The organism is Vibrio sp. D404a (genome assembly GCF_030248535.1).
Lineage (GTDB): Bacteria > Pseudomonadota > Gammaproteobacteria > Enterobacterales > Vibrionaceae > Vibrio.
Map to the genome: position 1 here is coordinate 175,681 of NZ_JAHGAJ010000019.1, position 25,393 is coordinate 201,073.

The window sequence follows — 25,393 nt, forward strand, 5'->3', positions numbered from 1 at the left end:
TATAAATGCAACTTTTGATTAGTTCTGTTCTTTAGGGAACAGACTTCCGTATAAAAATTCTAAATAATAAAGAGGATGTAACTACCTGTGATCTCTCTATGCCATTCAACATCCTAAATCACTCGCGCCCCGTACTTATCGTTGACGATAGCTCTATGTACCGCACTGCCGCTAAAGGCATGCTTCAAAAGCTGGGGTACCAGTCAGAGCAACTTCATTTCGCACAAGACGCTACAGAAGCGATCCAGCGTTGCAGAAGCAATCATTACGGTTTGATCTTCTTTGATTACAACTTAGGAGACAAAGCAAACGGGTTTCAATTGATTGACGAGTTACAAACGAAAGGACTACTCGCGGCGGACTGTGTGACGATTATCGTAACTGGCGATGCAACAGCGGAGGTCGTGCGTGGGTTTATGGAGCTCAATCCAGATGGTTATCTACTTAAGCCGTTAAATTACGACACCCTAAAAGAGCGCTTGCCGGGCTTCATGCGTAAGAAACACGAACTTGCAGACCCAATGATCGAGTTCGCTAAAGGTAATTACGACAATGTGATTACCATGGTAGACGAGACCTTCTATCAAGAGGACGACATTATCGTTATCTCCCAGCGCCTAAAAGCAGAATCTCTCCTAGCTCTAGGCCAGTACGACGATGCACGCAATGTTTTGATCAACCTACAAGGCAGTGGTGAGAATGGAAAAGTTGTCCTTAATCTCGCCGACATCGCCCTTAAGCAGCGTCAATACAAACAGGGGCTGTTTTTGCTTAAGCCGCTACAAAAAGACCCTTTTCACGCTGCTGCCGCGGCGCAGTTAAGCGCAGAATTGAATGTCGCACAGATTCAGTTCGAGCCTGCACGTGAAGATATTGACCGCGCTATTGCTATCTCCCCCAAGGTCATCGAGCGCCATAAGATCCGGGTACACCTTGATATGGCGATGTTTAACTTGTCAGGCGCTATTGCTAGCACTAAGGCAATGATCTTGGAGTCTCGACACTCGTTTCGCGAGTCTGTCGAGATGTATCACCTTGCCGCACAACTGATACTGGATCAGGCACAGTTCTCACCTCGCGACAAACGCCTTGCGCATCTAAGCTCGCTAGGAAAATGGGCGGAAGGCTGGCGTTCTAAATTCCCTCGCACTGTGTACAAGCCTATGGAGTTATTGTTGTTCGCACGTGGCAACGTATTAAAAAGCGATACCATGAAAGCACGTCAGCTTCTGGCGGAATACCATGAATACCTCAAAGAAAATGAAGCCCATAAGCCGACCCTTGTTGAGAAGATTGAGTTATCTCGCGTCCACCTATTAGTAGGAAATATTAAACCTTACCAACAGCTTAGCGAGCAAATTAATATCGAGTTAAAAAGCGACCCATTCACGACCATTGATAAAACGCTACTCGCCTATTTGTCACAATGGCGCAGCAAAGTACAACGAATGCGCGATGCATCACTCAAGCTAAAGCGTGACGCCGTCACTCTAATTGAACAAAAAAGCTACGAAAAGGCATCAACCATGCTCACGCGTGCGCTTGACACACAGTTTACTGATCATGAAATCCCACAGCTTCTATTCGGTGTCCTCACACGCGCATGGCCGCATAATTGGAGCAAGAATGACGTTATTCACCTTGCCATACGATGTCGCGATCAACTGCACGACACCCCTTTTATCAAGAGCAAAGAGTTTGCGGCACAAAGCCGTGTGCTTGCACAACAACTGGACTACAAGGACCTAGCTGTTTCATCAGCTAAAGAGACTGCATAATGGATATATGTAACATACTCATCATTGAAGATGACGCTTTTCAGTGCAAGATTTTAAACACCATGCTCTCTTCAATGTCGAACGCAAAAGTGGTCACCGCGAGCAATGGTAAGGAAGGCATAGCGGCGGTTGAAAAACAGAAACCAGACGTTATTTTTTGCGACCTCTACATGCCTGAGATGGACGGTGTCGAGTTTGTCCGTGTGATGTCTGAAATGAACATTCAAACCACCGTCGTTTTCACTAGCAGTGCTGCCAGTGATGTACAAGCGGCTGTCATTGAGATGTCTCGCTCATATGGGCTTAAAAAGGTCGCAAACCTCATCAAGCCACTTAAACGAGATCAGGTGTCGCAGTTACTCGACTGGGTGGCCAAAGACACACTGCCTGCTCATAATAAGCAGCAGCCTACCTTCAACATCAGTGATGACGACCTTAAGCAAGCTTTGCGTGGTGATCAGTTTGAACCCTATTACCAAGCCCACTTTGAGGCGAAAACTGGCAAACTGATTGGTGCCGAAGCCTTGATCCGCTGGAATCATCCGCAATTTGGTTTGCTGACACCGATTCACTTCCTTGATCAGCTGTTTAGCATGGGGTTGAGCTACCAGTTGACCTGCCACATGTTAAGAAAGTCTGTTGAGACGGCAATGACATGGCATAATCGAGGCTGGCCACTCAACGTCTCTGTCAATGTCACCCCTACAGACTTAGTTCAGCCCGACTTTGCTAATCGTATCCTGCAGATTGTCGATGAAGTGCGATTTCCTCCGCATAGGTTAACCCTTGAAGTCACCGAAACGGAGCTTGCGACTGATCTTGCCAAATCCTTGGAAAACACCAGTCGCCTGCGCATTCGCGGCGTTAACATCTCAATTGATGATTTTGGTACCGGGCACTCTTCATTAAGCCAACTGATTTCAAGCCCATTTACGGAGCTTAAGATCGATCAGACCTTTGTTAGCCAGATGATGCAGAACAACAAACATTTAGCGGCAGTGAGATGCGTTATTGCACTGAGCAAGAGCTTGGACCTACGTGTCGTGGCTGAAGGTGTAGAGAGTCAGTCTCAGGCGCGAAGACTCGCTCAATTAGGCTGTGATGTTTTGCAGGGTTACTACTTAGCCAAACCCAAAAGCAGTAATGAGTTTATTCAGTTCTGTTCGAGGCATTTTAGTAAATCACAGAAAACACAAAGCAACCAAGCTGTTACTTAGCCAGAAAAACAGGGGATCGCTTCACAAAACTCATCATCAAGCCAGATTGATTGGATGAACAAGCAGCATATCTCGGCTTGTTGTATGTACCGTGGTTATCAGTCGGGCTACACTGTTTGGAAGCTTATTAAGTTACCACCGTTATTTAGAGTACCGTTTTGAAACACTTCCCTTTACAGATAGATTGGCCCTGCTCCCTTAGCGACTCACTTAAACAGGAGCTACTTTCTAGCGCGACCATCATGAGCGGCTTGAGTGAATACAGCCAATACTCACGAGCCAATGAGGGAGGCGTTTACTATGTAAGCCAAGGGATCATTTCGGTAAGCTTTACCTCGGAAAACACCAATTCGATGAACGCTACGCTGATTAGCGGTAATACGTGGATGGGCGGCGGTATCTTGAACAGCAATCTACTGCTGAAGGCGACCGTTGATGAGATCTATCCGACGATCATCATCTGCTTCCCAAAAGAGAAGATCGATCGCTTAGCGGCCACCAGCGACGAAGTGTATAAATGGTTGTATCACTGCACTTTAGACGTTCAGAAATGCTGGCTAAAATCCCAACTCTGCTCACTGTACGACAGAGAATGCCGTATCGTTTTTTCACTGCTCGATATTTCTAGGCGCTTGCCATCAGTGAAGGGAAGCTTAGTAAAGATAGATATTTCTCAAAAACAGCTCAGCCAAATTACTGGCATCTCGCGCCCAAGATTGAACGAAGTTCTAAAACAGTTAGAGTCTGTGGGTGAGATAAGCCTTGAGCGTGGCAGTATTCACCTACTCGACATTCCTGCACTCGCAGAACGAACGCACAAGCTCGACAACGCATATAAGAGTTTAGATAGCTAGAATCTCGATAACTAAAGTCTCGACAGCTAGGTTCCCCGTGCGCTTGCTGGCTCTGTCTATACAGTTTCTAACCTTTCGACTTTTCAGCATTGCTCTTACGGTACTGACTTGGCGAGAGACCAAAGTGCTTTTTAAATCGATGAGAAAAGTTATACGGATCTTTGTAACCCAAACGATGTGAGATCATCGAAATAGACCACTCTTGCTGCTTCAATAAACTCGCGGCCTTTTCCATACGCAATTGAATCAACTTACTTCGCGGTGACACATTAAACAGAGATTTGGTCACCCTGTTAAGCTGCTCTTCACTGACAAACACTTGCTCAGCCATCCCAGCCACAGTCCAAGGTAGATGCAGACTACTCTCAATTTCGTTATAGAGTGCTTGAACTCGCGCCGTGGTGCTGGTGGATTTAGGTTCAAACCCAGTTAGCATTCTTACTATCTCGCTCATCAACAGCTTCTGATAGCTGGCTCGTCCTCCAATCTCAAAATAGACCAGATTCATCAGCGACCACATCTGTTCACACTCACTGAATGGCACAATCGACTGACCTAAGTCTGCAATGTGCTGCCACTGCTCACTGTCTGGCACCAACATCCACGCCATCTTCCAGTAGTTGTGTTGCGGGTCGAGCTCAAAACGAAATGGTTGGCCTGCGGGCAGTACCACTAGTGTGTATGGATTTATCGCTTGTACGAAGTCTGACGTTGTTAATATGCCGCCGCCTTCTTGGGTGAAAATCAGCGTATGAACATGAACCGATTCGCGTTCTACCTGATATTGATCGTACAGCTTAGCCAACCCGCCCATAAACACCCCACTTCGTTTCATTTCAGGGATGTCTTCTACGGTCAAAAAACGCTCTTTGCACGATTCAGCCAGGAACACTTCATCTTGCCATACCGATTTGGGCTTCATTTGTTCAATGACGGATTTGCACAGGTTTTGTTGTTTTTTAAACATGTTTATACTTCTCTCAAATCACTATAGTTCTGCCATCAATTGGAGAGCTTATGACCACGAACATTAACCCTAACTCAAATACCAACCACAAGCCAGAAAGCCTTTTATCTAGAATAATCAAGCTTGGCTTGCCTGTCGCGTTACAAAGCGCGTTGGTTGCTATTCTCGCCCTAGCCGACGTGCTTATGGTGAGTGATTTTGGTATGGAAGCCGCTGCCGCTGTGGGAATCGCATCAAAATGGCACTTTGTCGCTATCATGATTATGGCTGGACTAGCCTCTGCCAACGGAACACTTGTCGCTCAGTATTGGGGCAAAAGTGACCGTAAGAGCGCTCGTACTGTTACTTCGATTGCGATGACGTTTGGCCTGAAAGTACTGGTACCCGTTACCTTGGTGATTACGTTGGGCGCAAAGTTACTGATGACGCTGCAAACCAGTGATCAATCAGTGATCGATTTAGGCGCGACCTACCTTTGGTATGGTTTCCCTGTGCTGTTGCTGACTCATATTGTGATTGTGACAGAAGCGAGCATGCGATCTTCGGGCGATACGGTAACTCCATTAATTCTTGGCGCCGTAACGATTGCTCTGAATATCGCATTGAACTTTGTACTGATCCAAGGTGCGTTTGGCCTACCAGCCATGGGCGTGGCAGGTGCAGCCTTAGCAACCACCTTAGCTCGTCTGATTCAAGTTGGCATGATGTACCTATACATGAGATATAAGCAGCATTGGCTTTTAACTACCGAAAGCTCAATGCAGCGACCATCATTGTGGCTCTCTTATCGTCGCCTCGCACTGCCATTGACGCTCAATGCGGTTCTTTGGGCGATCGGCACGATGGCTTATCAAATGATTTTCGGCCACATGGGCACCACTGAGCTTGCAGTATTCTCAATGCTAGCGCCATTTGAATCACTTTGTTACTCAGTGTTCTTCGGTATCTCTGTTGCTTGCTCTGTGTTGCTGGGCCATTCACTGGGTCGTGATGAGTTTGACCAAGCGATGCGCATGGGGCTTACATTTATCAAAACCGTCGTGGGTTTTGGTGCGCTAGTCGGCTTTATGCTGTTCATGGGCAAAGAGCATGTTCTAACTTGGTTGAATCTAGACGAGGCGGCACTCTACCCGCTCGCTTCGCCTGCAATGACCATCATGTGTTTTGCGGTCGTGATTCGTATGCTGAACATGGTAATCATCAACGGTATTATTCGTGCTGGTGGTGACAACCGTTTCTGCTTACGCATGGACTTTATCGCGATGTGGATGGTTGGTATTCCAGTCTGTTTTTACGGTGCATTCATCGCAGGTTGGGATTTCAAGTACATCTACGGCTTGATGCTAGTAGAAGAAGTGGTGAAATTGGCTATCTGCTCACATCGCTACATGAGCCGCCGCTGGATCAACAACTTGACCATCAGCACAGAAGAACCACAAGCGGCTTAAAACCATAGTGCTACACGTTTAGACAACTTCATTGAAAAAGGCCTGATTATCAGGCCTTTATTATTTGTTCTTATTCATTCTTAAATGACGATTTGACGAATTGGGTTCTGGCTTAATGGGTGCCACGCGCTTTTCGTGCAGCAAATGGCGAATCGCCAATATAGGATGCTTAAGCAGCATACGCGGACCAGAATAGCGCATCACCAATCGCATCTGCTCTTTGGGATCTGGCTTATAACAGTGTATTGGGCACTTATTGCAGGTCGGCTTCGCTTCACCATATGGACATCGATCAAGGCGTGTTTCTGCGTACTCCAGCAGCTCAGTACACTCCTGACACAAACCCTTGGTTTTATGATGATCTTTACAATAGATCTCGACCATGGCGACAACCGTTTTAAACTCTGTTGCCAACCCACCTTTTAGAATATCTTTGCTTTGGTACATGAACTCTCACTTGCCAATTACTGAGCGACAAAAGCCACGCTCCACTGTGCCGAGAAACAAACAGGTTTATTTCTCACTCATGTCCCTATCTCATTGCGTTAAATCGCCACTCAAGCATTGAGTTATTTATCTAAAATGATTATCCTCCAACGCCTTAACAAATTACAAGGTTATGCAGCCATGAATCGCAAGAAAAAGATCAACGATATTTTAAAAAAGAAACAGAAGAAGGCAAATGCCAAGCTGCATAAGAGCAACAAACCGCGCTACATCTCAAAAGCAGAACGCGCGAAAATGGAAGAAGAGGAGCGTGCACAGCAAGCCGCTTCAGCTGAAGCTACTATAGAAGAAACTGCAGAAACCAAAGCTTCAGACTCTGATGAGAATACAGAGAGCGAAGCTAAATAAGCCCACTCGCGTATTCGCTAAATATCAAAAAAAGCAGCCTCAATGGGCTGCTTTTTTAGTAGATGAGTTTTGTAGATGTTGAGCTTTGTTGAGATAGTTAAGTATTACCCTTTCATCGGGTGCAGTTCCCAACGCTTTAGTGGCGCTTTTGAGTCAATCCCTGCTCTGCCCCAACGGTCCAGTGAATCCACGACTAGAATACGCTCTGCAGGAACAAGAGATTTAAGTAGCGATGTTGGTTTTCTTGAGGTCACCAACCACAAAGACTCATCATCTTCAAACAAGGCTTTTAGATCCTGCTTGTCTTGTTCTGTCCATTCAAGTTCAGCTTTAAACTGTCTCTCTTCAACGAACAGCTGACTACCAGAAACAAAGTCTTCTAGGCTTTCTGTTAACAGCACTACAGAATCCACTTCATTATCCAGTAACACCGCTTGTTGCTGATTAATCAGCTCACGCACATCCAGCATGATGCGCTGTAAGTTACCATCAATCTGCTCTGCACGTTGCGGCCATAGCTTTTTAAAATCATCGGCCACAATCGCAGCCATACGTGTCAAATTAGTTGGGTTCAACCAAGCATACTTGGATACTTGCCCATCAGACAATGTAAGCGCTGCGACACCCTGAGCACGCGGCGTGATCGCTTGAGCGGCGTCGACTTCCACTAAACGGATGTTGGCTTGTCGCGCATGAACAAACGTAGGATCTCCCGGCCACACTGAGTTTAACGTCACCGCTACGGTTGCGTCAGCCCCATATTTCATCACTTTTGCTTGGCCTTTAGTGGAGAACCAATTCGGCAATCGCTCAATACCATAACGCTTGGGTGGAAGGTATTCAGTTGTAAGGTCAGTCCCTTTGGTCAGTTCAGTTGCCAGTGCATAGGTCACCGGCGTGCTCACTAAAATATCCTCTGCGTTACTTACCGCCGAGAAAAGGCTGACAGTCAATAAACTAGAGGCTAAGCCCGCTTTCTTTAAAGTTCGATTCAACATTACGCTTTTCTCACTATTCGATACAGTGTCGCCATCAGGAAGAAGCTCGCAGACACAATAATAATGGATGCACCAGAAGGAACAGGCAATTTCAATTCCATTGGCAATATGGTTCCAACCAGACAGGCGATCGTCGCTAACAACGCAGACAGCAGAACAAAGCTGCCCATACGTTTAGTCAGTAGGCGTGCAGTCGCGCCTGGGATCAACAACAAGGCGCCTACTAATACCGCACCGACAATTTTCACCGCCGCAATGGTCACCAAAGTAATCATCATCACAAACAAGTAGTCGTAAAAACTGGTGTTGTAGCCACGTACCTTAGCAATATCAGGGCTGATACACGTCAGCAGAATGCGGTTAAAAGTCGGAATAAGGAGAATAATAATCAGCGCGCAACTCGCCGCTAAGATCGCCAGATCACGATCGGTCACAGTTAAAATCGAACCAAACAATACGTTCTCTAGCATGTGGATATTGATCTTACGTGCCACGTACATCAGGAGCGCAGCACCAACCGCTAAAGCAAGTGCTAAGAACACCCCAACTAATGTGTCATAAGGCACATTGGTTCGGTTGCGTACAAAATGCAGAAGCAACGCGAAGATCATGCAAAAACTGAACAGACCGATAAACGGGTTTTCAGGTGGCTCACCAAGCAATACGCCAATAGCGATGCCCGTCAACGCAGCGTGACCAACCGCTTCAGAAAAGAAAGCTAAGCGCTTGGCAATCACCAAGGTACCTAAGCCGCCAAGCAGAGGTCCTAGTAATAATGCCGCGACTAGCGCATTCACCATGAAGGCATACATAAAGCTCTCAGACAGGAGCCCTGCCTCTACGCCAGATACGGCTAACTCTCGTAACCAATCCATTACGCAACCTCCGACTGTTTATTATGATTTGCGCCGCTGCTGTAGTGTTGGAATAAGCTTTCGATCTTACTAGGATGCAACACGTCGTGATGAGAGCCGCTGTCGACCAAACAGCGATTCACCACATGAACGTTCGCTTCTAGACGACGAACTGCAGCCACATCATGGTGAACAGCGAGAATCGTGCGCCCTTCATCAACACATTCACGAATCAAGGACTCAAGATAACGGACACCTTGCTCGTCCATACCCGTGGTCGGCTCGTCCAAAACAAGTAAGCTTGGGTTATCCAATAAGGCTTGAGCAAACAGCACGCGCTGTTGCTCACCGCCCGACAACTGCCCCATTCGGCGGTCACTGCGCGTTGCCATTCCAACGCGATCCAATTGTGCGAGCGCGGTTTCAAGTTGCTTGGATTTACGACGCCAAAACAGCGGTGTGCGGCTTTGGTTGAGCAGAACGAAATCCATAACCGTTAACGGTAAGCTGGATTCAAATGTCGCTTTTTGTGGCACATACCCAATGCTTGGCTTTTCAGGCCAATGGATATCGATGTCACCGCTAAATGGTGTTAAGCCCAGAACAGAACGTAACAGAGAGGTTTTACCGCCGCCATTAGGTCCCATGATCACGTGACACTCACCCGAGTTTAACTCCAGTGAGATGTCTTCTAAGATCACATTGTTGTCGTACTCAAGACCAAGGTGATTAATTGAAATTGAAGGGCCTTGCATTACGCATTCCCTTTTTGTGTTTGGTTTTTCGCGGCAAACTTCATCGCTTCGATCAAGGTTTCTAAATTCTGTTTCATTTCCACTTCAACCTTGTCTTCTTCGTATTCGCCATGCGTCATATGTGAAAAGCGATACAGTTGAACACCAGTCTCTGCTTCAATGGTGTCGACAAAACGGTTTGGCATATTCAGCTCGTAAAACAATACATCGATGCCTGATTGACGGATCTTCTCAATCGTTTCTTGAAGCTGACTCGCGCTTGGCTCAACACCGTGTGCTGGCTCAATGACCGCGGCAACATCGACACCAAACTCTTGCAGGATGTAACCATAAGCATTGTGCGTTGTCGCAACCTTCATGCCGAATGTGTCTAACTCACCAAGAGAAAGCATGGCGTCGCGCTTCATGTAACGGAACTGCTTAGCGTATTTTCGCGCATTCTTGCGGTAAAACTTGGCGTTTTCAGGATCAAGCTTTGAGAGCTCACTGGCGATGGTGTAAACCTTTTGGATCGTGGTAGAAAGACCAACAAAGGTATGCGGGTTCACTGCACCTTGGCCAACGGATTGACCCAAAGCAGGCAGTAATGGGACTTCTTTATTCGCCTCAATAACCACTAAATCGTTACGTTGTGACGCCGCGATCACCTTTAGTGCAAAATCATCGTGACCAATGCCGTTCACAACGATCGCATCCATCTGACTTAGGCGCTTCAAATCGTTTGGTTGTGGTAAATAGTTGTGAGGGTTAAAGCCAGCATCAACCAATGGCAGGATGTTTACTTTGTCACCCACCACAGCCTTAACGTAGCTGTAGTAAGGTTGAAGTGTAATCCCAACCGTCAGTTTATTTTCATCAAGCTTGTAGTCCGCTGCGTGAGCAAACATAGAGCTCAATGACGCCAAAAGCAGGACAAATAGTGTATTAATTCGCATACGCTCTCTCATATTTTTTAATGTGCACCATCTTCGTGGTGTTGATTTGCAGTGGCTTCTGACTCTGTCACCACTTGCTTCCAGCCTGCACCCGCCAACGATTTAATATCGCATTCAGAGGGCGCTAAGACCTTACCTTGTAAGTTGATCCAAATTTCTGGGGAAACGGAGTTCGCGTTCATTAAGAATGAGTCAGCAAAGCCCTTTTTAGCCGGTGCGGAGAAGTAGAATCCAGAATCAAGCAAAACCCAGTTGTGTTCGCCTTTTCTTTTCCAGCTTTGATCGCGTGTAAAAGGTGCAACCCACTCTTCTTCAAGTGAATCAACACTTGGCCATTGATTAGCGTTGTCGAGATAAAGATCTCGAATCTCTTCGTGGGCGAGTCGCAGCTCCGCGAGCATCGCAAGGTTTTCTTGCTCGACATCAGTAACCAGAATCTGATGCTCGTAAGCAGTAGTGACATGAATTTCAGCTTGGTGATATGGGATAGCTAGGGTCGCAAACCCGAGAATTGCCACAATGATGAGTGCAACCCACTTACCCTCTCGGCCACCCGTATCCGCTCTAACGGATTGAATGATCATTTTTCGCTGATCTCAACAACATCAACTTCAACAGGGAATTCGTGCCCAGAGTCAAATACAATATAGAAATCTGATTCCGGCTTTTTAAATTCAGCAATAGAGCGCTTATCTGTCATTACTTTAGCAATCAGGTTGTCTTCGTAATCATACATTTCTACTGAATAATCAATCGCTTTGCTGCCATCAGAGTAGCCTGCTTCACACGCAACCATATTGCTTTCAAACCAGCAGTTCATTAGCGGGAAATGGGCTTGTGCTGGTAACGCAAAAACACCCACACTCAGAGCCAAACATGGCTTAACTAAACCTTTTAATTTTGTTTTTATTCTCATAACTCTTTACCTAGCAAGTGACGAAAACTCAGTATCTTTACTGAGCAACAAAGGGCTCAAGTGAGCCCTAAATAAAAATCAGTGTTCTATGTGACGACTATTGAAGAAGCGCTTCAAACGTCAGGTGGACATTCGCGCTTGCTTTGTCTGCTAGCGGGTTGTCTTTCAGTTCACCTTTGTAGTTTGCCTTCATCACATAACGACCAGCGACATCAGGAGTAAACGTGATTTCACCTTTTTCGTTACTCACTACATCGATTTGCTCTTGATGGTTGCGGTAAAGCGTACCTTCGCGAGTGATTTCCGCTTTAACACCTTTTTGAATCTCACCGTTGTAGAAGAATTGGAACGTCACTGGTTCACCTTCGATGATATCGGCAGGGTGAGTGATCGGTTTCATTTCAAGCAACTTACCTTCAATCTCAAACGCTTTGTCAGTTGGTTTACCGACAGTGATGTAGCTTTCAGCGCGGGTGTAGCTGATTTGTGTTACTACGTCGCGTGCCTTTTCAGGAAGTAATGAATCACGCTCAGCTTTGTTTGCGCGCATCCACTTAACCGTGTCACGACGGCCTGCTTTGTATTGCGTGTAGTATGACGGTACGTTATTAACCGCAACTTTATGCGTACCTTCTTCTTCGAAGTAAAAATCGAAGCTTGAACGACGCTTACCACGGATAACAAAGTTAGGACGCTCTTTACGGCCATCAGGCATTGTTACCTGAGCGCTTTCGCTGCCAGCAGGTTTATCGAATACAAATGTGCCGTGAGATGCTGTTACGTCGAATGTTAGCCAGTCACCCCCCTCTTTAGAAACGGTGAAGTGAGAAGGTAAAATCCAACGAGGGTGAGCTTGAGCCGTTGTCGTCGCAGCAAGTCCAAACGCCATCACACCAGCAAGTGCTAACGCTTTCATCTTTGTTTGTTTCATCATGAATAAGTCCATTCTTTCTGTATAAATCGTTTATCTGAACAGGTGGTCAACTCTACTTAACTAGGTAGTTAAGCGAGATTTCACCCGTCTCTTCGGTCGGTTTTAGTTGGTAGCTTGAGTTTTCACTGCCTAGCATGACCTTCTGGCGCAAGTAGTTACGGCCACCATGTTCACGTACCACTTCAATATGTACTGTGTATTCGCCTTGCTCTAGCGTCTCGCCGTCATCGCTCTTACCGTCCCAAACAAAGCGGTATTGGCCTGCAGGGCGCGTTGCTGATGTCACCGCATCAACTAGTTCTCGGTCGTAGCGTCCAACCTTTCGCCACCAACTGCGAAGATCCTTAAGCCATTCGTCTTTTCCGACCCAAAGCTCTATCGTCTTTACTGATTGACGAGAACTGTCTTCCACCCATACCGCAACGTAAGGCCTTGCGTACATTGACGTATCGATTTTTGGCAATTCAAACTGAACATCGAGCTTCGCAGTTTCTGGAAGTGAATCAGCCATGCTGAACGTAGGAAGCAGAGAAAGCGCGATAAGAGCTTTGCTCCAAGTGAATTTTTTCATTATTAAACCTTTAAAAGTCCGTTTAACTTTCTCTTGGCACCAACAAATGGCGCTAAGGAACAGCAACAAAATAGATAAACCAAGAGAGCGTTGAGCCAAACAGCATCCACTTGATAGAAGTGTTGAGTGTTTTCTTTTTAGGAAGTAGTAGACACACGCCTGTGATGACAAAGAAGATCATTAGAAGCGCTGTGATATCGATAAACCACTTCCAAACGTCACCACTGTTGCGACCTTTATGCAGGTCATTGAGCAAAGCGATCACGCCATAGTCTGTGGTTTCGACTTCAACGGTTTCCATAACCAGATCAGCAAACACTGAAGCGTTGTAACCCGGTCCCTTGAAGTCCATTGAGACTTCGCCCACCACTAACTCACCGTCTTCAATTTCTGCATAGACGTCTAAACCAGAAGGTTTTCCTGACACACCCGCTTGTTCAACTAAGAACGACTGAAAAGCAGCAGCGTCTGGTTCAAGTCGATCATTTTGGATAGAAAATAGGTGACTAGGTAAGGTCAGGTTATGACTTTGGATATTTGGCTTCGAGGCTTCAAAAAGCTCAGGCCTATTGAGGGTGATGCCCGTCACTGAAAAGAACAGCACCACTAGCAGAAGTGCCATTGAGATATACACATGAAGGCGGCGAGCCCACATTTGAACCGCCCTACTTTTTAACCACATACCAACCGTACCTATAATATTTATGGGCGACAATTTAGTTGATAATCATTCTTATTGGCATTCAATTTACATTGTTTACGTTTGTAAGGGTTTTACACACCTTTACCGTTCATTATTGATTCAAAATTTATAAAAAAAGCGCCATCAACTGAGTTGATGGCGCTTCATATAATGGGAGAAATCTCGACTAAACGTTGTCGTTACTGCTTACTGTACGTAGTTGAGATAGGTACTTAATCCAGCCTTGAGCTGTTTTAGATGACTCTAAGTTTTCTGCTTTCTTGGCATGAATCAGAGCTTTCTCAAGATCTTTCAACTTGTACCAAGAACGAACCTTCGCAAGAGCCACATCGGCTTGCCTGTTCTTCTCTTTAACTTTATCCAGTTCAACCAATGCTTTGTTGTAGTAACCTTGCTGAACCATAAGCTGAGCAACATTCCAGTGGTATTTAGGTTTGTGCTTTGCAGCCAGTGTCCATACCTTGATAGCCTGATCCCACTCTCGTGCTAGCTGCCAGTATGTCGCTTGCTCTGCTAACAATTGAGCATCAGAATTAGCATTACTTAATTTACTGATCTCTTTCGCTGCTCGCTCCGGAATACCACGCTTTGCATACAGCTGTGCCATCAAGCGTCGATCTGAGTCAGTAATCTCAACACCTTGTAGCTCAGCAAGCGCTAGGGTATTCAGTGCATCACGATTACGATCAAGTCTAAGTTGAATGCCCACCAATTGACGCCACCAGTTCGTTTTGTCTGGCTGAAGAGCAATTAAGCTCTCTAGTGTTGGAATTGATTGCTTCCACTGTTTCAATTGCAGCTGAGCACCAAGCTTGAGTGACAAAGGCGCTAGATCAGGCGTTTTGTTGAACTTGTCATGCTCGGCAATCGCTGGGAGTACTTTCTTCCAATTCTGAAGTTGATACTCGGCTTGAGCAATACGCAGCCAAAGTTGATCTTTCTTTTCAGTTTCCGGCGCTGTTTTTACCAGTTCATAATAATGAGGCAGAGCTTTCTTGAACTCTTGCTCATTCAGCAATAAATCAGCCAGCATTCGCTTGGTGATCCACGCCTGTTCGTCAAGCAAAAGACCTGTATCCACTGCATAAGTTAGCTGTTTGATTGCTGCTGATGGTTTTCCATCTTGCCAATAAAACACGCCTAGCATGCGAGCGACATAAGCTTTATCGTAAGCGCGAGAAGATTCTATTGATATCAAAGCTTCAATAGCTTCTTTTACCTTCTCTTCTTGCGAAAGTTGATGAGCCTTTTGTACACGGATCGCCGTGTACTGACTCAACTCTTTTGCCTGCATCGTGAAGGGCATTAATATTAGCCCAACTAATATCCATACTTTTTTCATCATTTAGCCAATTTGAATTCAAGCTTCACGGTTTGCCCTACTTGAGCAATCGCTTTGCCATCAATCACCTTAGGTTGATACTTCCACTTTTTAAGTGCACGCATCGCTTCACGCTCGAACATACGACGAGGGTTAGCTTCCGTCACTTGGATATCGGTCGGACGCCCTGTTTCATCGATAGTAAAGCTCATCACAACAAAGCCTTCCGCGCCGCGCTTCAGTGCTTTAGCTGGGTATCTCGGCTCAACACGATACAGCGGCATAGCCTGTTGATTGCTTCCAAAATCAGAGAATGTTGGCGCATTGATAGCCAAACCATCGATTGAGGTGTTGAGGTCTAACGCTGGTAACGAAGACATAGTGTTCAGTGGCGTTACGCTCGCTTGAGACGTTGATGCCTGAGCTTCTGGTGGTGGCTCTGGCATCTCTGGCTGCTCTGGAACGGCGCGCTGTCTTCTCTGAACTTCTTGTTCTTGCTCCATCATCACCATGTTGAAGGTTAGGCTCTCACTTTTCTCAGGGGCACGTTGGTGACCATTGTCCACCATCCAAGCCATAAATGAGAATAGAGCCAAACCTAAAGCACCAGCGATAGGTAGAGCGAGAAATAAGCGAATCATCGGCGAACTCCCCTACGCTATCGCTGTTCAGCGGCAAGCGCTATGTTTTTAACGCCAGCACCTTTCGCAGCATCCATCACCTTAACCACAGTACCGTTATAAGCGTGCTCATCGGCTTGTATCACAAGCGACGCTTCTGGTTGCTCTAGTAGTAAGTGTTCGAGTGTCGCTTGCACACGTTCAACATCAATCAAACGCTTATCAATGTAGATATCGTTCGCTGATGTAATCGCAACAAAGATACCCGCATCTTTTTGACTTACAACGTTAGATGCTTGAGGACGATTTACTTCTACGCCTGACTCACGCACAAATGAGCTAGTCACGATAAAGAAGATAAGCATGATAAATACAATATCAAGCATCGAAGTCAGGTCGATTTGAGCCTCTTCGTTTTTGGAATGACGTCTTCCGAGTCTCATCGTTGACTCCTTAATGATTTTTCTAATTTTATTTCTAAGCGACTACACACTTTCGCTAAACGCGCATGAACAAACATACCCGCCAACGCAGCAACCATGCCTGCCATTGTCGGCAATGTTGCAAGAGAGATCCCTGAAGCCATCAGCTTTGGATCGCTACTGCCTTGTGTCGCCATTACATCAAATACCGAGATCATACCTGTCACGGTGCCGAGAAGACCCAACATTGGACAGATAGCAACTAGCAGTTTGATGAAGTTTAAATTCTGATTAAGTAATAGGCTTGCTTGACCTAACCAGCCCTCTCGAATCGCTTTCGCGTGCCAAGAAGATTGGTCATGTCGTTCATTCCATTGTTCAATCCAGGTTTTACGCTGCTTAGGGAAGTAGAGCGTGAGGTAAAGAATACGCTCTACCACCAATACCCAATATACGAGTACGACAGCAGCCAACCACCACAGGACGAAGCCGCCCTGCTCCATGAAATCAGACAAGGATAGCAGCCAGTCACTGGAAAATAGTGAACTAGACAACAAGATATCCATTACGCCGCAGTCCCCATTGGCTCTACGTCCGCTTTTGGTTGAGTGGCATTTTCAGCTTGCTCAGCAACTAAACCAATACCCTGTTTTTCAAGGATGTTACGGATGTTTTCTGCTTGTGTACTCAATAGGTTGTGAGCCAGTAGCAATGGCATCGCAGCAACAAGACCAAGAACCGTCGTTACCAACGCCATAGAGATACCGCCAGCCATAACTTTAGGATCGCCGTTACCGAACTGGGTAATCACTTGGAATGTTTCAATCATACCTGTCACTGTACCAAGCAGACCCAGCATAGGTGCTAGTGCCGCAAGCAGTTTCAGCATTGATAGGCCTTTCTCTAAGTGAGTTTGCTCATCCACAACCGCTTCAAGTAGACGCAGTTCCAATGCTTCAACAGATTGAGTTTGCTCTTTGTTGTAAACAGCAAGAATACGACCTAGAGGGTTATTACCTGGTTGTTCAGGCTTCTTAAGTTGAGAACGAATCTTCTGGCGTGCAACTGCAAGTGCGATACCACGAACAAGTGCAATGATAAGACCAATCGCAAGTAGACCAAGAATCACTTTACCGACTACACCACCCGCTTCTAGGCGGTCTTGAAGGCTTGGAGTCAGAGCCAGTTGCTCTAGCATGAAACCACGTGACGGGTCGACAACGATGTTAGATGGAGTACCAGACGCCAGTGTGCTCAGTGATGTAAGCGTTGGACCGTTATCCGGCTGCTTAAAATAAGCGATAGCATCGCCACGCTGTGTGTTCCAGTTAACGTAGCCTTGCTCTGTCACTAGGCCTAATGAACCGATACGGTAAGCATCAACTTGACTCGTTGTACCCTCACCATCAATGAATGCGATCTGATTCTTCGAAAGCTCGCTACTCGCTTGAATCTGCTCAGACATGCTTAACCACAGTGCTGTCAGTTGTGGCATCGAAGGAAGAGATTTCGCGTCGATGATTTCATCAACAGTTTTAGTGTGCTCAGCACGGTCAACACTGTTTACTGTGTTGTGAAGCTCAACTTCAAGCTCTTTGGCATTTTGACGAACAACACCAAACAGTTCACCAAGGCTACCTGTCTCTAGGCGCAGCTTCTCTTCAAGGCGTGCTAGCGTGTTTTCATTGTCGCTAAACGTCTTTGTCAAAACATCTGTCTGTTCTTGGATCTGCTTACGCTTTGCTTCAAGTTCAGCACGAAGTGCTTTTAGTTCTTTCTCTGTCTGTTTAAAGCCAGATTCACGAGCAACGTTATGCGATGCTTGAGCTTTGTTTTCAGTCGCTGCTTTACCAACAAGTTCATTAGTGTTTGCGTTAGCAAAGCCAGAAAGAGTCAGTGTAGAGATACAAAGTAAGGTCGCTAAAGGTTTCAGTTTCATTATTTAGCCTCCGCAACAGTCAGAGATACAGGAAGAGTGATCAGGCTTGGTGCCGCCTGTTGGCTTGCGATATCAAAAGCCTTATCTAACTCAGATTTCATTGAAGCATCTTGAGCTTGCCATTGATTTGCCACTTGGTTCCAAGACCAGTACTGAGTGCCATTCAGATTACGAGCAACAAGAGAAGCACGACCTAAATGAAGTACATCTGCTTCAATTACTTTGTTGTCGCTCAGTTCGATACGGCCTTGGTAAACACCCAGCTTGATGCCGTAGTCCATTTCAATTTGGTACGCTTCTAGAATACGACGGTATTTTTCTGCGTCGCTTACATCGGCACGCGTCATCATCGCTTTCAGCTTTTCAACACGTTCTAGGCGTTGTTCTTTCTTAATTGGTACATCTTTCTCTACCAATACGTGAAGGCCATCAATCATCTGATACATCAGTGGCACAACACCCTGACGAGTGTATTTGATCTCGTCGATTTGAGCATTGATGCTCTCAGCTTCTTTATTTTGGCTTTCAACCAAGGCTGCTAGGTGATCGTGATAAATTTCTAGGTTTTTCACTTCTTCCTGTAAGCGCTCAACTTCCGCTTTGAGGGCTAAGCTCGCTTCAGAGCTTTTATCGATAACCTTTTGGCTTGCAGCCGAGGCGTTGTTGGTCTTGTTTTGGATAGCTTGCGCTTGGTCTAAGCTGCTTGCTATTGAAGACGTTGCCATCATGCTGATCGCTAGGGCAAGACTGGTTTTTAGAAGATTCATAGTCGTAGTCAATTACTTTAGAAGAAGTTCAAAATGAATTTTATTGATAAGCGCTCTCATTATCATTAAAAGTCACTCTCTTTGCTAGGGGTATATTGTAAAAAAATAACGAAAAAAGGGGAAAGCCAAAACTCTCCCCCTATTCGTTAACTTAACGTTCGGTATTTACTAACAAATTAGTACTTAACTTGCAGTGTAGCCATGTAGTTGCGGCCTTCGCCGATAACAACACCATCTGCATAAACTTGACCGTTGATAACGTCAGTTGAACCACCACCTGCTAGGTAATCAGTATCAAACAAGTTTTCTACGTTAAAGCGTACAATCATGTCTAGATCGGCATCATAGTTCAACGTGTAAGCAACACCCATGTCTACGCGAGTATAACCGTCTTTCTTAAACGTATTCGCATCATCGCCGTAGCGTGAACCTTCGTAAATCACGCCTAGGTTAACATCTGTCGCTGCTGTAACTGCATAAGTAGACCAAAGACTTGCAGAGAACTCTGGAACATCAGCAGGACGATTGCCTGAGTATGTTTCATGGTTAACAATTTCCGCGTCTAGGTACATAGTAGAACCGCTCAAAGACAATTGTTCAGTTACGAAGCCTTGAGCCGAAAGCTCTGCACCACGGTGATGCTGTTCGCCTGATTGTGTCTTAGTGTAATCGCCGCTCGACTGTTTAACATCAAGCGCAATATTATCTTGAGTGATATCGAAAACAGCACCCGTTACAAACAGACGGTTGTCCATAAGTTCCCATTTAGTACCAGCTTCGTATGATTTACCGACTTTAGCGTCTAGAAGCTCACCATCGTTCGTGTAAGTTCTACGACCACTTGAAACCATACCTTGAGGCTCAAAGCTCTCTGAGTACATTACATAGACACTACCATTGTCCGCAGGGTGGTAGATTGCACCTAGCTTAGGTGATACATGTTCTTCTGCTACACCGTTTGCTACCTTACGATCAAAACGAACACCTGCTAATACCTGCCATTGTTCAGTAATAGATACAAGATCCTGAGCGTAGAAGCCCCAAGTGTCATATTTACTAAATGTATGACGGTCGTTACCACTCAACGTTGGTACACCCACGCTGTCACCAGGTGCTACATCCACAGAGTTGTAACCTAGTTGGTCACGCTTATAGCTGTAACCTAGCCAGTTTGAACCAACTAATACTTTATGGTCCATGCCTGCTAGTTCGAAATCAGTTGTAAGATCAAGATAAGCAGTGCGGAAACGCCAGTTATCCTGACGATGACTACCACCGTGAGACACTGTACCAGTACCATCAGGGTTTAGATTGTCGAAACCCGGGAAACTTTCAACATCTGTACGTTCAAAGTCTTGGTAGTTAAATCCAGTGCTTAGGCGTAGAGAGTCAGTTAAGTTAGCATTAACATCAATACCGATATTCTCAACGTCGTTCTCGATCTCAGACCACTGAGCATCCCAAATATGCTTATCGCTACCGACACGCTTACCATCAACGAATAGAGCACCTGAATCTACGCTTCCATCGTCATTCGTGCGGTCATAGTGTAATGAAACTAATACATCTTCAGTAACGTCGTAATCGACAAACAGTCCACCGACAACACGTTCAGTTTGAGGTTTTGAACCGTCGCCATATGTGCGCCAAGAGCTGTAGCTTTCTTTTGCAATAACAGTACGTGCTCTCAATGTTTGAGCATCGTTTAAGCTACCACTTACATCAACAACTGTACGAGAATGGTCGTTAGAACCGATATCTTGGCTAACGTTTACTTGCGTCTCGTAAGTTGGCTTTTTTGCCACCATATTAACTAGACCACCCGGTGCCGATTGGCCGTAAAGCAAGCCTGAAGGGCCTTTTACAACTTCTACGCGGTCAAGTAGCTCGATTGGCTGACGGTAGTGAGACCAGTGTTGTTTGCCATCTCTTAGGAAGCCAGATGAACTTTCTAGATCAAAACCACGTAGAGAAAAACGCTCACGATTTCGACCTGTTGCACCAGCGCTAACACTTGCATCGTTCTTTAGTACTTCACCTAGCGTGCTAGCACGTTGCTCATCGATGATTTGCTCATCAATGATTGAAACTTGTCCTGGAGTCTCTAGCTGAGTTGCCTCCATGCGCATTGCTGTTGTGTTGGTGTCCGCTTTATAACCGTAGTCGCGACCTTCAACAACCATATGCTCGTCTGTTTTTGCTGTTTCTGCTAGTACAGCTGGTGACGCTAATACTGCGCCAATCACCAAAGCCAATGGGCTTTTTGAAAACATGTCCTTTTCTCCGACTCTTTTTTATTATTCAAACACCTGCCCTTTCGGTGCGATGTCTGATCTACCGTTTCCGGTACCACTGAATATTTCGGAGAGGAATATAAGTGATAACCATTACCATTTGCATTAAATTTACATTCTTTGCATTTGTAAAGTTATGTAAAGAGCCCTTCATTAAGGTTCGATTTTATTTGAATTTCGCTCAGTAAGACCTGTAAATCAGCGGCATTTAACATCTCCATTTTGCTTAGCTTGTCGGTACTGTCGCAATCATCGGCTAAATAGCGTTAGTTCGCTGAGAAGTAGCCTCTTCATATGTAACTCGATCCATTTCACTTTAAGTGTCTAATAACATTACAATTTGGTGATAGATGTTAAATTTTATAAATCAGTATTGTTTTTATTTTGTTTAAACGCGTAAAAATCAGGTGACTTTGATCACACCTATAATTCTGCTTAAGATTTTTGTTTTTTGATTTAATCGGTCTACTGCTAATCTCCGGCTCACTTTGAAAGGTCTCAAAGTTATAATTAAAAGGAGTGTTCTACATGAATACCAAGAAACCTATGTCTCTAACCGGCCGCGTTATTCTCGGCATGGTAGTGGGTATCTTAGTGGGATTTGCCATTCAATCCCTGTTTGCAGAAAGTGGATTTGTTAACACATACATCGTTAACGGACTTTTTGAAGTTGGTGGACAGATTTTCGTTGCTAGCTTAAAAATGCTTGTTGTTCCTCTAGTTTTTGTATCACTGGTTTGTGGTACCAGCTCTCTAAAGGATCTCTCTACACTTGGTCGTATGGGCGGTAAAACACTGGCCCTATATATCGGTACCACAGCTGTAGCAATTACACTTGCTCTTACCATCGGTAACCTATTCCAACCGGGTGCAGGTGCGGACCTAACGGCTGCGAGCTCGTTCCAATCAGCTGAAGCGCCATCTCTTGGCCAAGTTATCATCGACATGTTCCCAACAAACCCGATTCAAGCGATGGCTGAAGGTAAAACACTTCAAGTAATCGTATTTGCGGTATTGTTCGGTATTGCTATTAGCGCCGCGGGTAAACCGGGTGAGCGTATTGCAGCTGTGTTCCAAGATCTAAACGAAGTAATCATGAAGCTGGTTGCGCTACTAATGAACCTTGCGCCTTACGGTGTGTTCTTCTTGATGGCGAAACTGTTCTCTGGTCTTGGTCTGGGAGCAATTTGGAACCTAGCTGAATACTTCCTTGTTCTAGCTGGTACGCTAGTGTTGCACGGCCTAGTTACTTACAGCTTAATGCTAAAAGGTTTCACTGGTCTAAGCCCGATTGCGTTCCTACGTAAGATGGAAGACGCGATCATGTTTGCTTTCTCTACAGCATCTTCAAACGCGACTATTCCGGTAACGATGGAAACCGCGAAGAACCGCATGGGTGTAGATAACAAAGTTGCGTCGTTTACTGTACCACTAGGTGCAACAGTAAACATGGACGGTACGGCTATCATGCAAGGTGTTGCGACTGCGTTCATCGCACAAGCATACAACATTGACCTTTCAATGACAGATTACCTAATGGTTATCCTAACGGCGACACTGGCGTCTGTTGGTACAGCGGGTGTTCCAGGTGTTGGTCTTGTCATGCTTGCGATGGTACTGAACCAAGTTGGTCTACCGCTAGAAGGCATTGCCCTAATCATGGGTGTTGACCGTCTACTTGATATGATCCGTACAGCGGTGAACATCACAGGTGACAGCGCAGTATCTATCATTGTTGCTAAGTCGGAAGGCGCTCTAGATGAGTCTCGCTTTAACGACCCAGCAGCTGGTGAGAAAGAAGAGCAAGTACACTTGGCTCGCCAAGCATAAGCACTCTTTCTACCAAACACTTAACGCCGCCTCTTTTGATGCGGCGTTTTTTTATTTTTAAATTATCGGCTTTAAGCTTCTATTTACTTTCTTACCTTCTTATCTTCTAAATTCTTTTGTGTTCTATTAAAAAAGAATGTATTGGCTACAGCACATTCAATTCGTCTCAAATATGAAATTAATTGCTTTATATTTACATTAATCCATAGCGCGTACGGAATTTATTGGTACAATGACCGATAAATAGTCTTGTCATAAAGTGCTCATATGGCTCAAGAGCTTGTCACTAGAAGAAAACAATTCACACCCAAAGTAAAACTAATTGTAGCCAATCAAATGCTGGCTATTCGTGAAGGGTTACTTTGGATTCTTCCATGTTTGATGATCTCATCCCTGATATTGTTTGGTGCGTCACTCGGTGAGTTTACCGTTGGTAAAGATAGATACTGGGTAGAGACGCTCTACAATGCTTATTATCAGCTGAATAAAATATTTCCTATCCTACTCACCGCCGCACTCTCTTACATTCTGGCGATGCAGTGGAGGCTTCCAAGACCACCTATTGCACTGATCTCTATCGTCTACCTTGCGCTTTTTCATCAGTCATTCTCGGACGTTAAGGTGACGTTCGAATTGATCATCTCGGTAGTTACCCCACTCTACAGCATCCCACTGATCGCTTTCTTCTATCGAAAGAAGCGACTAAAAATCGTCAAAAGTGACCACATAGGAAAGACGGTCAAAGACTCTCTTAACCTTATCGTGCCATCGATCGTGACAGCCATCATCATGCTCTGTGTTAGCTGGTTATTGGTGTCTACACTGAGCTTTTTCTTAGACTTTGGTGGGCTCGATAACCTCTTCGAGCACTCCTCCTTTACCTTTGGCGTTATCTATTCCGTCTTAAACTCTTTCCTATGGTTTATCGGTATCCACGGTTACTACGCATTAATGCCTTGGATAGATATATTGATGGCGGCCGTGCCGGAGCAGGTAGTCGTTTCTGACAATGCTCAAGTGGTTAATCACTCGATGATGGCGATCTTTGTATTTGTTGGTGGTTGTGGCGGTACACTTGGCTTGGTGATCTCACTGCTTCTATTTACTAAAGACAGAGCCTCAAAGTTGATTGCCATTGCTGCGTTCCCGCTGGTACTACTCAACATCAACGAAGTGCTGCTCTTTGGCTTGCCTATCATCTTTAATCCAAGATTGTTTTTACCGTTTCTTATCGTTCCAATTGTTAACTTGGTTATCTCACACGGTGTCCTTTCTGCGGGGCTTGTCGCGATACCATCAGTCGTCGTTCCATTCAGTAGTCCAGTGCTCTTTAATGGCTGGCTAGCAACGCAAGGGGATTTCAACGCGGTACTGTTGCAATGCGTCCTAGTATTGGTAGACCTTGCCATCTATACGCCGTTTGTTCTGCGCATGAGTAAGCTCAATATCTCCGATCGCATTGCGTTTCCTTTTTTCGAATCGAGCTACTCGAGACGCCGTGAAGAAGCTGACACCTTAAGTGCTGATAAGGTCTCTGAGAAAGTAAGCCAACAAAGAGCGACCGTTGAACTGGAACAAGGTTTAAGGCGCTATGCACAAATCGACTTCTGTATGGAGTATCAACCACAGATTCAAGCATCGACAGGCAAGGTCATCTCTTGTGAGGCTTTGATTCGAGCCAAAGATCCAATCTCTGGCGAAATACTCTATCCCGGTGCTTTCCTGCCCTACTTCGAACAGGCAAACATGATGCCCGATATTGATTTATGGACAGTGAAGAAAGTGGTCTCAGACCTAAAGCTGGCTCAGTTGAATCAATGCTTAGTACCCACCAGCATCAACATCACACCAGAGACATTATTGGATAAAGAAGTGATGAACCGCATCTACAGAACCATTGAGCCTATTGCCGATTGGATCAGCATTGAGATCACTGAAGAGAGCCTAGTGATGAATACCGCCAGAGTGCTCGAATCATTGCAAAGGTTGAAGGAACTCGGGTGTAAAATCTCACTTGATGACTTTGGTGTTGGATACTCTTCTCTGAGCTATCTAAACCAATTTGATGTCGACTGCATCAAGATCGATAGAAGCTTTGTATTATCGCTAGATAACAAGAAAGGTCAGCGCGTCTTCTATGCGATGTTAAAAGTTGCGCAAGAGTTAGATCTGAGCTGTGTTGTCGAAGGTGTTGAAACACAGCAACAATTAGATTTTATTCCGAATGAGTCATCAATTTCGATACAGGGTTGGTACTACTCAAAATCTTTACCGTTCAACCAACTCCAGCAGTACATCAATCAAAATAATGCCTCTGCAGCGTGACAATCGCTTGTCTATAAAATCTGCTCTCTATAAAAGACCATGCCTTTAAGAGCGATATTAGCAGCTATCACCTACAAATACGGCTCCCTA

Annotated in this window: 25 protein-coding genes; 7 read left to right on the top strand and 18 right to left on the bottom strand. The window is 45.3% G+C overall.

The genetic code is table 11. The annotated features are described in order from the left end of the window. Positions 1-98: 98 nt before the first annotated feature. From KI655_RS12445 to KI655_RS12455, 3 genes are all read left to right on the top strand, one after another. Positions 99-1,778, top strand: a complete 1,680-nt coding sequence (locus tag KI655_RS12445) for a response regulator (protein WP_285405355.1) — start codon at positions 99-101, stop codon at positions 1,776-1,778. Next, positions 1,778-2,995: an EAL domain-containing protein gene (locus KI655_RS12450; RefSeq protein WP_285405357.1), complete on the top strand. Its 1,218-nt coding sequence runs from the start codon at positions 1,778-1,780 to the stop codon at positions 2,993-2,995. The genes KI655_RS12445 and KI655_RS12450 overlap by 1 nt, the downstream gene beginning before the upstream one ends. 158 nt (positions 2,996-3,153) lie before the next feature. Further along, complete coding sequence (locus tag KI655_RS12455) at positions 3,154-3,849, top strand: Crp/Fnr family transcriptional regulator (protein WP_285405359.1); 696 nt, start codon at positions 3,154-3,156, stop codon at positions 3,847-3,849. Positions 3,850-3,916: 67 nt separating this feature from the next. Here KI655_RS12455 and KI655_RS12460 read toward each other — a convergent pair whose 3' ends face one another. Then, positions 3,917-4,816, bottom strand: coding sequence for an AraC family transcriptional regulator (locus KI655_RS12460; RefSeq protein WP_285405361.1), 900 nt, complete (start codon positions 4,814-4,816; stop codon positions 3,917-3,919). Positions 4,817-4,866: 50 nt separating this feature from the next. Between KI655_RS12460 and KI655_RS12465 the strand changes: the two genes are divergently transcribed. Beyond that, positions 4,867-6,264: an MATE family efflux transporter gene (locus tag KI655_RS12465; RefSeq protein WP_285405363.1), complete on the top strand. Its 1,398-nt coding sequence runs from the start codon at positions 4,867-4,869 to the stop codon at positions 6,262-6,264. Positions 6,265-6,324: 60 nt separating this feature from the next. Here the strand turns inward: KI655_RS12465 and KI655_RS12470 are convergent, their stop codons facing one another. Next, entirely contained in the window at positions 6,325-6,711 is a 387-nt protein-coding gene (locus KI655_RS12470; protein WP_285405365.1) for a nitrous oxide-stimulated promoter family protein, read from the bottom strand. Between the two features lie 180 nt (positions 6,712-6,891). On the opposite strand from KI655_RS12470, the gene KI655_RS12475 reads away from it, so the two are divergent. Continuing rightward, positions 6,892-7,119, top strand: a complete 228-nt coding sequence (locus tag KI655_RS12475; protein WP_285405366.1) for a DUF2986 domain-containing protein — start codon at positions 6,892-6,894, stop codon at positions 7,117-7,119. A 104-nt stretch (positions 7,120-7,223) separates the two neighbouring features. On the opposite strand, the gene KI655_RS12480 is transcribed toward KI655_RS12475, so the two are convergent. From KI655_RS12480 to KI655_RS12555, 16 genes are all read right to left on the bottom strand, one after another. Further along, positions 7,224-8,117 carry an ABC transporter substrate-binding protein gene (locus KI655_RS12480; protein ID WP_285405368.1) on the bottom strand — a complete coding sequence of 298 codons (894 nt, stop codon included), beginning with the start codon at positions 8,115-8,117 and terminating at the stop codon, positions 7,224-7,226. Next, positions 8,117-8,992, bottom strand: coding sequence for a metal ABC transporter permease (locus KI655_RS12485; RefSeq protein ID WP_285405370.1), 876 nt, complete (start codon positions 8,990-8,992; stop codon positions 8,117-8,119). The genes KI655_RS12480 and KI655_RS12485 overlap by 1 nt, the downstream gene beginning before the upstream one ends. Next, positions 8,992-9,726: a metal ABC transporter ATP-binding protein gene (locus KI655_RS12490; protein WP_285405372.1), complete on the bottom strand. Its 735-nt coding sequence runs from the start codon at positions 9,724-9,726 to the stop codon at positions 8,992-8,994. Before KI655_RS12490 ends, KI655_RS12485 begins: the two co-directional genes overlap by 1 nt. After that, entirely contained in the window at positions 9,726-10,661 is a 936-nt protein-coding gene (locus KI655_RS12495; RefSeq protein WP_285405374.1) for a metal ABC transporter solute-binding protein, Zn/Mn family, read from the bottom strand. The genes KI655_RS12490 and KI655_RS12495 overlap by 1 nt, the downstream gene beginning before the upstream one ends. A 17-nt stretch (positions 10,662-10,678) precedes the next feature. Beyond that, a complete protein-coding gene (locus KI655_RS12500; RefSeq protein WP_285405376.1) occupies positions 10,679-11,245 on the bottom strand; it encodes a DUF6162 family protein in 567 nt (188 codons plus the stop codon). After that, complete coding sequence (locus tag KI655_RS12505) at positions 11,242-11,577, bottom strand: hypothetical protein (RefSeq protein ID WP_285405378.1); 336 nt, start codon at positions 11,575-11,577, stop codon at positions 11,242-11,244. Before KI655_RS12505 ends, KI655_RS12500 begins: the two co-directional genes overlap by 4 nt. A gap of 97 nt (positions 11,578-11,674) precedes the next feature. Then, positions 11,675-12,511, bottom strand: coding sequence for a DUF4198 domain-containing protein (locus KI655_RS12510; RefSeq protein ID WP_285405380.1), 837 nt, complete (start codon positions 12,509-12,511; stop codon positions 11,675-11,677). 52 nt (positions 12,512-12,563) lie between these two features. Then, positions 12,564-13,082: a DUF2271 domain-containing protein gene (locus KI655_RS12515; RefSeq protein WP_285405382.1), complete on the bottom strand. Its 519-nt coding sequence runs from the start codon at positions 13,080-13,082 to the stop codon at positions 12,564-12,566. Between the two features lie 52 nt (positions 13,083-13,134). After that, a complete protein-coding gene (locus KI655_RS12520) occupies positions 13,135-13,764 on the bottom strand; it encodes a PepSY-associated TM helix domain-containing protein (protein WP_285405383.1) in 630 nt (209 codons plus the stop codon). A 187-nt stretch (positions 13,765-13,951) separates the two neighbouring features. Beyond that, positions 13,952-15,130 (bottom strand): lipopolysaccharide assembly protein LapB, encoded by a 1,179-nt coding sequence (locus KI655_RS12525; RefSeq protein ID WP_285405385.1) that lies wholly within the window; start codon positions 15,128-15,130, stop codon positions 13,952-13,954. Beyond that, entirely contained in the window at positions 15,127-15,747 is a 621-nt protein-coding gene (locus tag KI655_RS12530; RefSeq protein ID WP_285405387.1) for an energy transducer TonB, read from the bottom strand. Before KI655_RS12530 ends, KI655_RS12525 begins: the two co-directional genes overlap by 4 nt. Positions 15,748-15,764: 17 nt before the next feature. After that, positions 15,765-16,169 (bottom strand): biopolymer transporter ExbD, encoded by a 405-nt coding sequence (locus KI655_RS12535; RefSeq protein WP_032552484.1) that lies wholly within the window; start codon positions 16,167-16,169, stop codon positions 15,765-15,767. After that, positions 16,166-16,714, bottom strand: coding sequence for a MotA/TolQ/ExbB proton channel family protein (locus KI655_RS12540; RefSeq protein WP_285405390.1), 549 nt, complete (start codon positions 16,712-16,714; stop codon positions 16,166-16,168). The genes KI655_RS12535 and KI655_RS12540 overlap by 4 nt, the downstream gene beginning before the upstream one ends. Next, complete coding sequence (locus tag KI655_RS12545; protein WP_285405392.1) at positions 16,714-18,087, bottom strand: MotA/TolQ/ExbB proton channel family protein; 1,374 nt, start codon at positions 18,085-18,087, stop codon at positions 16,714-16,716. Before KI655_RS12545 ends, KI655_RS12540 begins: the two co-directional genes overlap by 1 nt. Beyond that, entirely contained in the window at positions 18,087-18,854 is a 768-nt protein-coding gene (locus KI655_RS12550; protein WP_285405417.1) for a DUF3450 domain-containing protein, read from the bottom strand. The genes KI655_RS12545 and KI655_RS12550 overlap by 1 nt, the downstream gene beginning before the upstream one ends. A gap of 176 nt (positions 18,855-19,030) precedes the next feature. Next, positions 19,031-21,127: a TonB-dependent siderophore receptor gene (locus KI655_RS12555; RefSeq protein ID WP_285405419.1), complete on the bottom strand. Its 2,097-nt coding sequence runs from the start codon at positions 21,125-21,127 to the stop codon at positions 19,031-19,033. A 549-nt stretch (positions 21,128-21,676) separates the two neighbouring features. On the opposite strand from KI655_RS12555, the gene KI655_RS12560 reads away from it, so the two are divergent. Both KI655_RS12560 and KI655_RS12565 read left to right on the top strand, forming a co-directional pair. Further along, positions 21,677-22,978, top strand: coding sequence for a dicarboxylate/amino acid:cation symporter (locus KI655_RS12560; RefSeq protein ID WP_285405421.1), 1,302 nt, complete (start codon positions 21,677-21,679; stop codon positions 22,976-22,978). A 267-nt stretch (positions 22,979-23,245) separates the two neighbouring features. Beyond that, entirely contained in the window at positions 23,246-25,303 is a 2,058-nt protein-coding gene (locus KI655_RS12565) for an EAL domain-containing protein (RefSeq protein WP_285405423.1), read from the top strand. Positions 25,304-25,393: the final 90 nt, after the last annotated feature.

What these genes read in the sequence shown, in the direction of transcription:
- KI655_RS12515 (WP_285405382.1), bottom strand. Translation starts at nt 13,082, where the DNA reads ATGAAAAAATTCACTTGGAGCAAAGCTCTTATCGCGCTTTCTCTGCTT.
- KI655_RS12450 (WP_285405357.1), top strand. Translation starts at nt 1,778, where the DNA reads ATGGATATATGTAACATACTCATCATTGAAGATGACGCTTTTCAGTGC.
- KI655_RS12510 (WP_285405380.1), bottom strand. Translation starts at nt 12,511, where the DNA reads ATGATGAAACAAACAAAGATGAAAGCGTTAGCACTTGCTGGTGTGATG.
- KI655_RS12470 (WP_285405365.1), bottom strand. Translation starts at nt 6,711, where the DNA reads ATGTACCAAAGCAAAGATATTCTAAAAGGTGGGTTGGCAACAGAGTTT.
- KI655_RS12475 (WP_285405366.1), top strand. Translation starts at nt 6,892, where the DNA reads ATGAATCGCAAGAAAAAGATCAACGATATTTTAAAAAAGAAACAGAAG.
- KI655_RS12490 (WP_285405372.1), bottom strand. Translation starts at nt 9,726, where the DNA reads ATGCAAGGCCCTTCAATTTCAATTAATCACCTTGGTCTTGAGTACGAC.
- KI655_RS12480 (WP_285405368.1), bottom strand. Translation starts at nt 8,117, where the DNA reads ATGTTGAATCGAACTTTAAAGAAAGCGGGCTTAGCCTCTAGTTTATTG.
- KI655_RS12555 (WP_285405419.1), bottom strand. Translation starts at nt 21,127, where the DNA reads ATGTTTTCAAAAAGCCCATTGGCTTTGGTGATTGGCGCAGTATTAGCG.
- KI655_RS12540 (WP_285405390.1), bottom strand. Translation starts at nt 16,714, where the DNA reads ATGGATATCTTGTTGTCTAGTTCACTATTTTCCAGTGACTGGCTGCTA.
- KI655_RS12485 (WP_285405370.1), bottom strand. Translation starts at nt 8,992, where the DNA reads ATGGATTGGTTACGAGAGTTAGCCGTATCTGGCGTAGAGGCAGGGCTC.
- KI655_RS12460 (WP_285405361.1), bottom strand. Translation starts at nt 4,816, where the DNA reads ATGTTTAAAAAACAACAAAACCTGTGCAAATCCGTCATTGAACAAATG.
- KI655_RS12530 (WP_285405387.1), bottom strand. Translation starts at nt 15,747, where the DNA reads ATGATTCGCTTATTTCTCGCTCTACCTATCGCTGGTGCTTTAGGTTTG.
- KI655_RS12445 (WP_285405355.1), top strand. Translation starts at nt 99, where the DNA reads ATGCCATTCAACATCCTAAATCACTCGCGCCCCGTACTTATCGTTGAC.
- KI655_RS12525 (WP_285405385.1), bottom strand. Translation starts at nt 15,130, where the DNA reads ATGATGAAAAAAGTATGGATATTAGTTGGGCTAATATTAATGCCCTTC.
- KI655_RS12465 (WP_285405363.1), top strand. Translation starts at nt 4,867, where the DNA reads ATGACCACGAACATTAACCCTAACTCAAATACCAACCACAAGCCAGAA.
- KI655_RS12560 (WP_285405421.1), top strand. Translation starts at nt 21,677, where the DNA reads ATGAATACCAAGAAACCTATGTCTCTAACCGGCCGCGTTATTCTCGGC.
- KI655_RS12545 (WP_285405392.1), bottom strand. Translation starts at nt 18,087, where the DNA reads ATGAAACTGAAACCTTTAGCGACCTTACTTTGTATCTCTACACTGACT.
- KI655_RS12550 (WP_285405417.1), bottom strand. Translation starts at nt 18,854, where the DNA reads ATGAATCTTCTAAAAACCAGTCTTGCCCTAGCGATCAGCATGATGGCA.
- KI655_RS12535 (WP_032552484.1), bottom strand. Translation starts at nt 16,169, where the DNA reads ATGAGACTCGGAAGACGTCATTCCAAAAACGAAGAGGCTCAAATCGAC.
- KI655_RS12520 (WP_285405383.1), bottom strand. Translation starts at nt 13,764, where the DNA reads ATGTGGTTAAAAAGTAGGGCGGTTCAAATGTGGGCTCGCCGCCTTCAT.
- KI655_RS12500 (WP_285405376.1), bottom strand. Translation starts at nt 11,245, where the DNA reads ATGATCATTCAATCCGTTAGAGCGGATACGGGTGGCCGAGAGGGTAAG.
- KI655_RS12565 (WP_285405423.1), top strand. Translation starts at nt 23,246, where the DNA reads ATGGCTCAAGAGCTTGTCACTAGAAGAAAACAATTCACACCCAAAGTA.
- KI655_RS12495 (WP_285405374.1), bottom strand. Translation starts at nt 10,661, where the DNA reads ATGCGAATTAATACACTATTTGTCCTGCTTTTGGCGTCATTGAGCTCT.
- KI655_RS12505 (WP_285405378.1), bottom strand. Translation starts at nt 11,577, where the DNA reads ATGAGAATAAAAACAAAATTAAAAGGTTTAGTTAAGCCATGTTTGGCT.